We start from the raw sequence: 12,458 nt of genomic DNA, 5'->3' as shown, positions 1-12,458 counted from the left end.
GCGTCGTCGGGCTAGGCGGTGTTTCCGCCCTCCCCCTTCTCCACCTCGGCCTCGGTCGTCTCCTCGTGCAGTCCGAGACGGCTGTGGGAGCGGCCGTAGAGGAAGTACACACCGAAGCCCGCCACCATCCAGATGGCGAAGCGGAGCCAGGTCTCGGCGGGCAGGTTGATCATCAGCCACAGCGAGGCGCACACCGACAGGATCGGGAGGAACGGCACCCATGGGGTGCGGAAGGACCGGGGCAGGTCGGGGCGGGTGTTGCGCAGGATGATCACGCCGATGGCCACGACCACGAAGGCGAACAGGGTGCCGATGTTCACCAGGGCGGCGAGTTCGGTCAGCGGGGTGAAGCCGGCGAGGACCGCGATGATCACGCCGAGCAGGATGGTCGGCCGGTGCGGGGTCCGGAACCGCGGGTGGACGTGGGAGAAGAAGCGCGGCAGCAGTCCGTCGCGGCTCATCGCGAAGAACACGCGGGTCTGGCCGAGCAGCAGGATCATGCACACCGTCGTGAGACCGACCGCGGCGCCGAAGCTGATGAAGCCCGCGAACCAGGGATGCCCGGTGTCCTTGAACGCGTCGGCGAGCGGGGCGTCCACGGACAGCTTGGTGTAGTGCTGCATGCCCGTGACGACGATCGACACGGCGACGTACAGCGTGGTGCAGATGAGCAGGGAGCCGATGATGCCGCGCGGCATGTCGCGCTGCGGGTTCTTGGTCTCCTCGGCGGCGGTCGCCACGACGTCGAAGCCGATGAAGGCGAAGAACACGACCGAGGCGGCGGTGAAGATGCCCATCACGCCGAAGTTGGAGGGCGCCCAGCCGAACATGAGCTGGATCAGCGGGGCGTCGAGATTGCTGGCGGCGTCCACCGTCTGGGTCTTCGGGATGAACGGGTCGTAGTTGTCGCCGTCGATCAGGAAGGCGCCGGCGACGATCACGGTCAGGACGACGGCCAGCTTGATGGCGACGACCAGGGACGTGATCCGCGCGGACAGCTTCATGCCGAGTACGAGGATGAAGGTGAGGATGAGGACGAGCGCGGCGGCGAGGATGTCGAAGCCGAAGGCGTCGGCGCCCTCTCTGCTGCCCAGGGACACGGGCATCTCCCAGCCCGCGTTGTCCATGAGCGACTGGATGTAGCCGGACCAGCCGACGGCCACCACCGCCGTGCCGAGCGCGAACTCCAGGACCAGGTCCCAGCCGATGATCCAGGCGGGTAGTTCGCCGAGGGAGGCGTACGAGAACGTGTACGCCGACCCGGCGACCGGGAGGGTGGAGGCGAACTCGGCGTAACAGAGGGCGGCCAGTGCGCAGGCGACGCCGGACACGACGAACGCCAGGGCCACCGCTGGCCCGGCGTTGTTCTTCGCGACTGTGCCTGTGAGCACGAAGATGCCGGTGCCGATGATGACGCCGACACCGAAGACGGTCAGATCCAGCGCGGACAAGGACTTCTTGAGCGCGTGCTCTGGCTCCTCGGTATCGAGGATGGACTGCTCGACTCTCTTCGTCCGGAAGAGTGTGCTGCTCACGGTTCCTCCCACGCTTGTCGTCCTCGACATGATCGAGAGGGGGCGTGATACGCGTGCCCCGGCATGGGCGGATTCATACAGATGGGCCGGTTTCACCACCGTCATGGGTGGTGAAACCGGCCCATCCGGCCGTCAGCGGCGGTCAGTCGCGCGCGGGCTCCACCGAGTCGACCTCGGCCGCCGCACGGTCGAACCGGCCGTCCAGCCGGGAGACTAGACCGGTGACCTGGCGGGCGATGTCGGGGGCGGTGAGGCCGATCTCGACCAGGACCTCGCCACGGGAGGCGTGGTCGAGGAAGCGCGGCGGGATGCCGAAGTCACGCAGCGGTACGTCCACGCCCGCGTCGCGCAGGGCCTGCGCGACCGCCGAGCCGACGCCGCCGACGCGGGAGTTGTCCTCGACGGTGACGACCACGCGGTGGCGCTCGGCGAGCGGGGCCATGGCCTCGTCGACGGGCTTGACCCAGCGCGGGTCGACGACGGTGGTGGAGATGCCCTGCTTGTCGAGCAGGTTCGCGATCTCCAGGCACATCGGCGCGAGGGCGCCCACGGAGACCAGCAGCACGTCCGGGGTGTCGGTGCCGGGCTCACGCAGCACGTCCATGCCGCCCACACGCCCCACGGCGGGTACGGCGGGGCCGACGGCGCCCTTGGAGAAGCGGACGACGGTCGGCGCGTCCTTGACCTCGACGGCCTCGCGCAGCTGCGCCCGCACCTGGTCGGCGTCCCGCGGCGCGGCCAGCCGCAGGCCGGGCACGACCTGGAGGATCGACATGTCCCACATGCCGTTGTGGGAGGCGCCGTCGGTGCCGGTGACGCCGGCCCGGTCGAGCACGAAGGTGACGCCGCACTTGTGCAGCGCCACGTCCATCAGGACCTGGTCGAAGGCGCGGTTGAGGAAGGTGGCGTACACGGCGAAGACGGGGTGCACCCCGCCGTGGGCGAGGCCGGCGGCCGACACGGCGCCGTGCTGCTCGGCGATGCCGACGTCGTAGATGCGGTCAGGGAAGGTGTCCGCGAATTTCTTCAGGCCGACGGGCTGCAGCATCGCGGCCGTGATGGCGACGATGTCGTCGCGCTCCTTGCCGAGCTCGACCATCTCGTCGCCGAAGACCGACGTCCAGTCGGCGCCCGAGGCCTTGATGGGAAGACCGGTGTCGGGGTGGATCGGACCGATGCCGTGGAAGCGGTCGGCCTCGTCCTGGAGGGCGGGCTGGTAGCCGCGGCCCTTCTCGGTGAGGCAGTGCACGATGACCGGGCCGCCGAAGCGCTTGGCGCGCGCGAGCGCCGACTCCAGGGCCTCGATGTCGTGTCCGTCGATCGGGCCGACGTACTTCAGGCCGAGGTCCTCGAACATGCCCTGCGGCGTGATGAAGTCCTTCAGGCCCTTCTTGGCGCCGTGCAGGGTCTCGTAGAGGGGTTTGCCGACGACCGGGGTGCGGTCGAGGATCTCCTTGGTGCGGGTCAGGAAGCGCTCGTACCCGTCGGTGGTGCGCAGCGTCGCCAGGTGGTTCGCGAGGCCGCCGATCGTCGGCGCGTACGACCGCTCGTTGTCGTTGACGACGATGACGAGGGGGCGGTCCTTGGCCTCGGCGATGTTGTTCAGCGCCTCCCAGGCCATGCCGCCGGTCAGGGCGCCGTCACCGATGACGGCGACGACATGGTCGTCGCGCTTGCGCAGCTGGTTGGCTTTCGCGAGGCCGTCGGCCCAGCCGAGGACCGTCGAGGCGTGCGAGTTCTCGATGACGTCGTGCTCGGACTCGGCCTGCGAGGGATAGCCCGACAGGCCGCCCTTCATCTTCAGCCGGGAGAAGTCCTGACGGCCGGTGAGCAGCTTGTGGACATAGGACTGGTGGCCCGTGTCCCAGAGCACCTTGTCCTTCGGCGACTCGAAGACCCGGTGCAGGGCGATGGTCAGCTCCACCACACCGAGGTTGGGGCCGAGGTGGCCGCCTGTCTTGGAAACCGCCTCGACAAGGAAGGTCCGGATCTCCTCGGCCAGCTGGTCCAGCTGCTCAGGGCTGAGCCGGTCCAGATCGCGCGGTCCCGTGATGCGGGTCAGCAGCGGCACCCGTGCCTCCTTGCAGTAGAGCTGTTGCCGGGCTTGTCGAGTCTAATGTTCCGCCTCAGCGGAAGGTTCCCGCCCCACCCGTCGTAGGTCACGCATACGGCTCTACCCGACAACACGCTGTACTACAACGCCGCAAAGGGGCGCGGGGAACTGCGCGACCGGCCACAACGGACCGGCACCCGCCAGTTCACCCACGCCCCTGCGGCGCTACGGCGTTCCGCGCTATGCGCGACCCGCGGTCTTCTGCGTCTTCCGGGTGATCGAGTCGATCACGACCGTGGTCAACAGCACACCCGCGGTGATCATGTACTTCACCGGCTCGGCGATGGACTCCAGCTGGAGGCCGTACTGGATCGAGACGATCACGAGCACACCGAGCAGCGCGTTCCACGTGCGGCCACGTCCACCGAACAGCGACGTACCACCGATCACGGCAGCGGCGATGGCGTTCATGAGCAGGTCACCGGTACCGGCGCTCTGGTTGGCGGACGCGATCTTCGAGGCCAGGAACAGACCACCGATGGCGGCGAAGCCACCCGAGATCGCGAACACGGTGATGCGCACCGCGGTGACGTTGATACCGGCACGGCGCGAGGCCTCGACGCTGCCACCGAGCGCGAAGATCTTGCGGCCGTACGAGGTACGCCGCAGCACGAAGTCCGTGGCGAAGAGGAACACCAGGAAGATCACCGTGGCCATCGGCAGGCCCTTGTACTGGTTGTACATGATCGCCGCGGCGAAGGAGACGACGCCCAGCAGCACGGTGCGCAGGATGGTGTCGCTCATCGGCCGGAACGGGATGCCCGCGGCCTCGCGGCGGCGGTTGCCCAGGAACGAGGTGATGAAGAACACCGCGGTGATCACGGCCGCCAGGGCGTACGCGGCCGCCACGTCCGTGAAGAAGTACGTCGTCAGCTTGCCGATCAGACCGTCGCTGTCGAGGTTGATCGTGCCGTTCTCGCCCAGTGTCTGGAGCATGAAGCCGAGCCAGAACAGCAGACCGGCCAGCGTGACGGCGAACGCCGGTGCGCCGAGCACCGCGAAGAAGAAGCCGTGCGCCGCGCCGATGACGGCACCCGCCGCGACGGCGACGAGCACGGCCGCCCACTCGGGCCAGCCCTGGTTCACCGCGAGGACGGCCGCGATGGCGCTGGACGCGCCGCTGACCGAGCCGACGGACAGGTCGATCTCGCCGAGCAGCAGCACGAAGACGATGCCGACGGAGATCATGCCCGTGCCGACCATCGTGACGGTGATGTCGCTGATGTTCTGCGCGGACAGGAAGGCCGAGTTCAGGCTCTGGAAGATGACGCAGATGACGACCAGGCCGAGGATGACGGGCAGGGAGCCCAGCTCACCGGCCTTCAGCTTGCGCCGGAACTCGGTGAGGTAGCCGGCCAGGCCCTGCTCCTGCACCAGCAGGCGCGGGTCGACGGCGGTCACCGCGGCCGAGGCGGCCTCGGTGTTCAGGACCTCGTGGTCCTGCGCCGTGGCGGAGGTCTTGTCGATGCTCACTTGGAAACCTCCCCGTTCGTGCGCGCCGCACGGCGGGTCACGGCGTTCTCGGTGGCGCCGGTGATGGCGGAGATGATCTCCTCCTGCGAGGTCGTCTTGACCTCGAAGACGCCGTTGTTCTGGCCGAGCCGCAGCACCGCGACCTTGTCCGCCACGGCCTTGACGTCGGCCATGTTGTGGCTGATGAGGATCACGGCGTGGCCGCGCTCGCGCAGCCGCTCGACCAGGTCGAGGACCTGGGCGGTCTGCTCGACGCCGAGGGCGGCGGTGGGCTCGTCGAGGATGACCAGCTTGGGCTCGCCGAGCATGGAGCGGGCGATGGCCACGGTCTGGCGCTGACCGCCGGACAGCGAGGCGATCGGGATGCGCACGCTGGGGATGCGGATCGACAGCGTCTGGAGCAGCTCGCGCGAGCGGCGCTCCATCTCGACCTCGTCGAGGATGCCGCGCTTCTTCAGCTCGCGGCCCAGGAAGAGGTTGCCGACGACGTCGATGTTGTCGCACAGCGCGAGGTCCTGGTAGACCGTCGCGATGCCCAGGCTCTGGGCGTCGTGCGGCCGGTTGATAGAGACGGCCTTGCCGTCCCATTCGATGACGCCCTCATCGATGGGGTGCACGCCGGCGATCGTCTTGACCAGCGTGGACTTTCCGGCGCCGTTGTCGCCCACCAGGGCGACCACTTCACCGGCGTGGACCTCAAGCTCTACGTCGGTGAGCGCCTGAACGGCACCGAACCGCTTGGAGACCCCGCGCAACGCCAGCACGGGCGTAGCGGACACGTGAACCATCTCCTTCGCCGCCTGACCCGGCGGAAGGGCTGTACAGAGAGAAGTTGGGGGGGTTCCGTCCGGCGCCCCGCGCCGAGCTTGCGGGGCTGACGTATACGCGGGGCGCCGGAGGAGTCTTGGCTTGCAGTCATGTCCCGTGCGGGAATTCAAGGACGAATTCCCGCACCTGGAAAGGGACCTGGGGCTGCTTTCGCCGATTCGGCTCAGCCGGTGACGCCGGCCTTGTCGCAAGCGGCCTTGTACTTGCCGGTGCAGATCTCATCGGCGGTGTAGACGCCGTCCTTGATGACGGTGTCGTTGATGTTGTCCTTCGTCAGCGAGGTGACGGGCACCAGCACGGACGGGATGCCCTGCTCGCTGCCGCTGTCGACCTTGTCCTTGGCGATGGAGTCGAGCGACTTGCCCTGGGCGAGCGCGACGGCCATCTCGGCGGCGGCGTCGGCCTCGGGGGCGTACGGCTTGTAGACGCTCATGTACTGCTCGCCGGTGACGATGCGCTGCACGGCGGCCAGCTCGGCGTCCTGACCGGTGACCGGGACGTCGATGCCGGCGGCCTTGAGGGCGGTGATGATACCGCCGGCCATGCCGTCGTTGGCGGAGTAGACGCCGGCGATGTTGTTCTTGCCGACGGCCGAGATCGCGGCCTCCATCTCGGAGTTGGCGTTCTCCGGCTTCCACTCCTTGGTGTCGTACTCCTTGGCGATGGTGACCTTGCCGTCGAGGGCGGAGTGCGCGCCTTCCTTGAACTGCGCGGCGTTCGGGTCGGTGACCGAGCCGTTGATCATGACGACCTTGGAGTCCTTGGTCGCCTTGTCGCCCAGCGCCGTCAGCAGGGCCTCGCCCTGGGTCTTGCCGACCGCCACGTTGTCGAACGAGGTGTAGGCGCTGATCGGGCCCTCGGCCAGGCGGTCGTAGGCGACGACCTTGATGCCGGCGTCGACGGCCTTCTGCACGGAGTTCTTGATCGCCTTGGCGTCGACGGCGTCCAGGATGAGGACGTCCACCTTGTTGGTGATCATGGTGTCGACCTGCTGCGCCTGCAGGTTGGCGTCCTGCTTGGCGTTGTTGTAGTCGATCGTGGCCTTGTCGTTCGTCAGCTCCTTGATCTTCTTCTCGATCAGGGGCCGGTCGAACTTCTCGTACCGGGCGGTCTGGTTCTCCGGGAGCAGGAGACCGACCTTGATGTTGTCGCCCTTGCCGGCGCTGGCGGTGGAGTCGCTGCCGCCACCGGCTTCCTCGGCGCTGCCACAGGCAGCCAGCGAGACGGCCATCGCACCTGCGGCAATGGCAACGGCGGCACGACGCATACGCGTGTTCACTTCAGAAACCTCCCTGACGAGGCCGCGTCGTTGCGGCCGAGGTGGCTGGAAGTCAACTCGGCCACACGTGCGACGTCAAGAAGTAAATCCTTAACGGGTTGGCAACGGTGCCATCCGTTCTCTAAGTGAAGGCAGGAGCGGCCGCGTGCAGCGTACTGTCCAAAAGGGTTGAATCACCCATCTCGCTGAGCGCGAGCGCCAGTGCGCCGAGCACCTCGGCACGGCCGCCAAGTGCCCCCGGAAGAACGGACAGTTGGCGCGCGGCGCTGGGGATCGCGTAGCGGCCGACAGACTCCCGGATGGGCCCGAGGACCAGCTCACCGGCCTCGGCGAGATCACCGCCCAGGACCACGCGGCTCGGGTTCAGGAGATTGCAGAGATTCGCGACTCCACTGCCGATATGTCGGCCGACGTCGGCGATCACCCGACGGCAGCCCGGGTCTCCGTCCCTGGCCAGCCGTACGACGCCCTCCATGGTCAGATCGGTGCCATGACTGGACTGGAGCAGCGGGAGCACATAGCGCGCGGCCGCGAAGGTCTCCAGGCAGCCCCGGTTTCCACAGCGGCAGACCGGGCCGGATTCATCAAGAGTAATATGCCCGATTTCTCCAGCGGTGCCACCCGGGCCCCGGTAGATCTTGCCGTTGATGACCAGACCGGCGCCGACACCGCTGGCGACCTTGATGTAGGCCAGGTCCCGCACGCCCCGCCCGCTGCCCCAGACCAGCTCGCCCAGGGCGCCCAGGTTGGCGTCGTTGTCGACGTGCACGGGCACCCCGAGGCGGTCGCGCAGCTCCTCGGCGGGCTTGGTGCCGGTCCAGCCCGGCAGGATGGCGGTGGAGCCGAGGGTGCCGGATTCGACGTCGATCGGGCCGGGCACGCCGACACCGACCCCGGCGATCTTGGAACGGTCGACGCCGGTCGCCCCGATCAGCCGGTTGACCAGCTGTTCCGCGCGATCGAAGCCCTGTGTCGAGGAGGCGTCCACATCCAGCGGCTCGGACTCCTCGGCCAGCACCTGATGGGCCAGGTTCCCGACCGCGACGCGCAAATGGGTATGGCCGAAGTCGACCCCTATGACGATGCCGGCGTCCCCGCTCAGCGAGACGCTGCGGGCCCGGCGGCCACCCGCCGAGGTCGGCGTGACCTCGACTGTTCCGCCGTCCTTGAGTTCACGGACGATATTGGAGACCGTTGCCGCGGACAGACCGGTGGTCCTAGCGATCTCCGCCTGGGTGAGGGATCCGGCCAGCCGTACGGCCCGCACGACCCGCTCCAGGTTGGCTCGGTGCAGCGACGACTGCGACCCCGGAGTCTCCACGACGACCTCCTGCGCGCGGGACCGCATCGATGGGGCCCCGTTCGTGTCCAACTAGTGAACTCTAAGCTGAGCCGTTCGGGTTGCCTCCCGTCAAGAGGTTGAACCGGATCCGGGTACGTGCACACACCTGTGCACGCCGTTCCCGAGCGTGGGAACGGCGTGCATGCGAGCGGTTTCGGAGCGCTACCCCGGGGCTATTTCAGCGCCCCCGCGGTCAGCCCCGCGACCACCTGGCGCTGGAAGATGATGTAGGCCGCGAGCACCGGCAGCATCGCCATCACGAGGCCGGCGAAGAGGCCGGACCAGTCACCCTTGTAGCCCTGGCTGACGGCCAACTGCACCAAGCCCTGGGTGAGTACCCGCTTGTCGGGGTCGGTGTTGAGCACCGTGGGCAGCATGTACTGGTTCCACTGGCCCAGGAAGTTGAAGATGCCCACGCTGATCAGTCCCGGCTTGGCCATCGGGAGCATGATCTGGAAGAACGTACGGCTGTGCGAGGCACCGTCGACGAAGGCCGCCTCGGCCACCGATGTCGGCAGCGTTCTGAAGAACGCCGTGAGGAAGAACACGGTGAACGGCAGCGAGTACGCGATGTAGACCAGGATCAGCCCGTGGATCGTGTTCAGCAGTCCCATGTTGTTCACGACGTAGAAGAGCGGGACCAGCGCGAGCATGATCGGGAAGCTCATGCCGCCGATGAACAGGAAGTAGATGAAGCGGTTGCCCGGGAAGTCGAAGCGGGCGAGGACGTAGGCCGCCATCGAGCCGAGCACCAGGGTGCCGATCAGCGAACCCCCCACCACCAGGATGGTGTTCAGGAAGTAGTCGCTCATATTGGCCTGGGTCCAGGCCCGCGACCAGTTCGAGAAGTGCAGTTTGTCCGGCAGCGACCAGGGCGAGCCGAAGATCGAGGCGTCGTCCTTGAAGGACGTCATCACCGCCCACAGCAGCGGCATGGCGACCATGAACGCCCAGATGACGAGAACGCCGTGGGAGAAGACGTTGAGGACGGTGCCCTCTTTCCTCTCCTTGGCCGGCGCCTTTGCCGGCACCCCGGTCTTGGTGATGGGCATCCCGGACTCGGCCGGTACGGGGGCGGTGGTCTCGGTCGTCTTCATCTGTCAGAACTCCAGCCGCTCGCGCCGTCCCAGCCGCATGATGATCGCGGCGAAGGCCAGCGTGACGATGAGCAGGGCCACACCGATCGTGGTGGCGTAGGCGGCCTGCCCGTCACGGAACGCTTTCTGGTACACGTACAGGACCATGACCGTGGTCGAGTAGTCGGGGCCTCCGGGCCCGGTCGTCATGATGTGTACGACCGCGAAGGACTCGGCACCCAGGGCGAGGATGCCCATGTAGACCCAGCCGGACTGCACGGTGTCCCACAGCAGCGGCAGGGTGATCCGGAAGAACGTGGCGGCGCGGCCGGCGCCGTCGAGCAGCGCGGCCTCGTACAGATCCGCCGGGATGGAGGCCATACCGGCGGAGAACAGGACCACGAAGAATCCGACCGTGGACCAGACGATCACGCCCATGACGGCCCACAGCGCCAGGTTCGGATCGCCGAGCCACAGCGGCTGGACGCTGTCGAGCCCGATCCCGCGCAGGATCGAGTTGATCGCTCCGCTGTCGGGGTTGTACGCGAAGGCGAACAGCAACGCGACGATCGCGATCGACAGCACCTGCGGGAAGAAATAGACGATCTTGTAGAACCCGGACCCACGGACACCGGTGATCGCCGGGCCGCCCTTTCTCCGCCGCCCGCCCACATTGATCATGAAGGCGAGGAACAGCGCGAAACTGAGTGTCACCAGCGGCAGCAGCAACGCGAACAAGAGGCTGTGCTGCAACGACTTCCAGAAGATGTCGTCGTCGAGCATCCTCTCGTAGTTGTCGAAGCCGACCATTTTGAATTCGGGGCTCAGCCCGGTCCAGTCCGTGAACGAGTAGTAGATGGACTGGATGAACGGCCAGACGACGAAGAGCGCGTACAACCCCAGGGGCACCGCGAGGAACCCCACGATGAACCGGTACTTGCCGTGCTGCATTGCTATCGACCCCGATCTGCGCGCGGGTGCCGCCGCTGGTGACGGATCCTCACCGGACTACTGGTGCTTGTAGTGCTTGATCGACGAGTCCTTGGCGGCCTCGTCGGCGAAGGCCTGGATCTTCTTGATGGCCTCGGCGGGGGTGAGACGCCCGGCCATCATCTCGCCGAGACCGGAGACACCGATCTTCTCCTTCTGGAGCTGCACGTACCAGTCCTGCAGCCGCGGGTTCACCACGTTCTGGCCGGCCTTGTCGAGCGCCGCGACGCCGGACTTGAGGCCCGGGGTGAGGGTGATGCCGTCGGTGCCGCCGTTGTACGCGGTCAGCGACTTGACCTTGCTGGTGAAGTTCTTGGAGCTCGCCTCGCTCAGCATGATCCGCAGCTGCTCCATGCCGCCGGCGGTGTTCTTCGCCTTGGCCGGGACGATGAACGGCTCACCGCCGGAGGCCCAGATCGTGCCGAAGGGCATCTTGTCGGAGGAGTCGATACCGGTCGGCGCGGAGACGGCGAGGCCGAAGTCCTTCGGGATGACGTTCGCCGACTCGTTCTCCACCCAGGAGCCGTTCGGGATGAACAGCGCCTTGCCCTGGGCCCACGCGGTCTGCGACTGGATGTGGTCCAGGCCCGGGGTGCCCTTGAGGACGTAGCCCTTCTTGTAGAGCTCGTAGTAGGCCTCGAAGCACGCCTTGACCGCCGGGTGCTTCCAGGCGTTCGCCTCCAGGTTGTCGATGGCGTCGAGGACCTCGACACCGCCGACCTTGCCGATCATCGGGTAGAGCGAGAAGGGGAGGTAGTACGGATACTTGCCCGCGTACGTCCAGCCCGCCATGCCCTTCTTCTTGGCCTTCGCACAGACCGCGAGCATCTGGTCCCAGGTCTCGGGGTACTGCTCGTCGAGCGAGTCCAGGGCCTTCTGCGAGTACCAGACGCCGTAGACCGTATAGGCGTAGTACATGATCCAGACCGGGTCGCCGTCGAACTGGCCCATCTCCACGATGCCGGGGCGCAGCGTGTCGCGGACCTTCTTGCTCGGGTCGTCGAAGGACGGGGCGTCCAGCAGGGGTGTGAGGTCGGCGAGCTGGTCCTTGCCGACCAGGACGCCCATGTCCATCTGCTCCGCGCCGGAGTTGTCGATGAGGTCCGGCGGGGTGCCCTGGTTGAAGCGGGGCTGGAGGGTGGACTGGATCTTCTGGGTGGCGGCGAACTTCACCGTCACCTCCGGGAAGTTCTTCTCGTAGATCTTCACGGCGTCCTCGGCGTACTCCTTGCCGAATCCGCCGTCGAAGAGTACGAACTCCATCTGCGCCGTGTCATTGACACCGAGCGGGTTCTTCTCGGTCTTCTTGCCTTCCTTGGCCTTGTCGCCGTTGCCGCCGCCCCCGCTGCTCGCACACGCGGACAGGAAGCTCATCGTGGGCACGGAAATCAGGCCGAGCGCGGCGGACCGCTTGATCAGATCGCGGCGTCCGACACCCGCGGAGCCGTTCTTACCGGGATTCTGGGCAGAAGTGGATCCCATGCTCAAGTCCTCGCCTTCTCCAGGACTCAGGCGGTGAACCGGATCCTCCCCGGCACCGCGATCGGGTCAAGCTGGGTTCGTGCAGGAAGTGCGGAATCATGTGAAGTGCCGACAGGTATAGTCCACTTCCCGCCAGCGGAGCAAGATCGAATGCAAGGTTGGCCGGTGGTCTTTTCCGAGTTGAGACCTCCCGGAAATATGAGGGGCCTGTGCGCGGCTTGCCCGAAAAATCCGCGACATAAGCCCCGAATGCCACACCCAACACCCTTGACAATACTTAGCACTTGAGCCACAACTGGTCCTTGCGCAGCGATGCTGACAACGTTGTCCGTGCGCAGGG

The 12,458-nt window shown here is 66.9% G+C and carries 9 protein-coding genes; all 9 read right to left on the bottom strand.

Annotated elements, in window-relative coordinates:
- Positions 1–11: 11 nt before the first annotated feature.
- The 9 genes from EAO75_RS28125 to ngcE all read right to left on the bottom strand — a co-directional run bounded on the left by EAO75_RS28125 (position 12) and on the right by ngcE (position 12,118).
- Complete coding sequence (locus tag EAO75_RS28125; protein WP_147997793.1) at positions 12–1,535, bottom strand: amino acid permease; 1,524 nt, start codon at positions 1,533–1,535, stop codon at positions 12–14.
- A 142-nt stretch (positions 1,536–1,677) separates the two neighbouring features.
- Entirely contained in the window at positions 1,678–3,606 is a 1,929-nt protein-coding gene (gene dxs, locus EAO75_RS28120; RefSeq protein WP_147997792.1) for a 1-deoxy-D-xylulose-5-phosphate synthase, read from the bottom strand.
- A gap of 222 nt (positions 3,607–3,828) precedes the next feature.
- Complete coding sequence (locus tag EAO75_RS28115) at positions 3,829–5,121, bottom strand: sugar ABC transporter permease (protein WP_147997791.1); 1,293 nt, start codon at positions 5,119–5,121, stop codon at positions 3,829–3,831.
- Positions 5,118–5,909, bottom strand: coding sequence for an ATP-binding cassette domain-containing protein (locus EAO75_RS28110; protein ID WP_187284592.1), 792 nt, complete (start codon positions 5,907–5,909; stop codon positions 5,118–5,120). The genes EAO75_RS28115 and EAO75_RS28110 overlap by 4 nt, the downstream gene beginning before the upstream one ends.
- A gap of 203 nt (positions 5,910–6,112) precedes the next feature.
- Positions 6,113–7,216: a substrate-binding domain-containing protein gene (locus tag EAO75_RS28105; RefSeq protein WP_187284617.1), complete on the bottom strand. Its 1,104-nt coding sequence runs from the start codon at positions 7,214–7,216 to the stop codon at positions 6,113–6,115.
- Between the two features lie 133 nt (positions 7,217–7,349).
- Positions 7,350–8,549 (bottom strand): ROK family transcriptional regulator, encoded by a 1,200-nt coding sequence (locus EAO75_RS28100; RefSeq protein ID WP_147997788.1) that lies wholly within the window; start codon positions 8,547–8,549, stop codon positions 7,350–7,352.
- A 194-nt stretch (positions 8,550–8,743) separates the two neighbouring features.
- The gene (locus EAO75_RS28095) at positions 8,744–9,667 is read right to left on the bottom strand and encodes a carbohydrate ABC transporter permease (protein WP_147997787.1); all 924 of its coding nucleotides are present in this window, start codon (positions 9,665–9,667) and stop codon (positions 8,744–8,746) included.
- Positions 9,668–9,670: 3 nt separating this feature from the next.
- Positions 9,671–10,597 (bottom strand): carbohydrate ABC transporter permease, encoded by a 927-nt coding sequence (locus EAO75_RS28090; protein ID WP_147997786.1) that lies wholly within the window; start codon positions 10,595–10,597, stop codon positions 9,671–9,673.
- A 57-nt stretch (positions 10,598–10,654) separates the two neighbouring features.
- Positions 10,655–12,118, bottom strand: a complete 1,464-nt coding sequence (ngcE, locus tag EAO75_RS28085) for an N-acetylglucosamine/diacetylchitobiose ABC transporter substrate-binding protein (RefSeq protein ID WP_147997785.1) — start codon at positions 12,116–12,118, stop codon at positions 10,655–10,657.
- Positions 12,119–12,458: the final 340 nt, after the last annotated feature.

It is taken from the genome of Streptomyces sp. UW30 (genome assembly GCF_008042075.1).
In the GTDB taxonomy this organism is placed as follows: domain Bacteria; phylum Actinomycetota; class Actinomycetes; order Streptomycetales; family Streptomycetaceae; genus Streptomyces.
This window is presented reverse-complemented; position numbering and strand designations above follow the sequence as displayed.

What these genes read in the sequence shown, in the direction of transcription:
- EAO75_RS28090 (WP_147997786.1), bottom strand. Translation starts at nt 10,597, where the DNA reads ATGCAGCACGGCAAGTACCGGTTCATCGTGGGGTTCCTCGCGGTGCCC.
- EAO75_RS28105 (WP_187284617.1), bottom strand. Translation starts at nt 7,216, where the DNA reads ATGCGTCGTGCCGCCGTTGCCATTGCCGCAGGTGCGATGGCCGTCTCG.
- EAO75_RS28095 (WP_147997787.1), bottom strand. Translation starts at nt 9,667, where the DNA reads ATGAAGACGACCGAGACCACCGCCCCCGTACCGGCCGAGTCCGGGATG.
- ngcE (WP_147997785.1), bottom strand. Translation starts at nt 12,118, where the DNA reads ATGGGATCCACTTCTGCCCAGAATCCCGGTAAGAACGGCTCCGCGGGT.
- EAO75_RS28110 (WP_187284592.1), bottom strand. Translation starts at nt 5,909, where the DNA reads ATGGTTCACGTGTCCGCTACGCCCGTGCTGGCGTTGCGCGGGGTCTCC.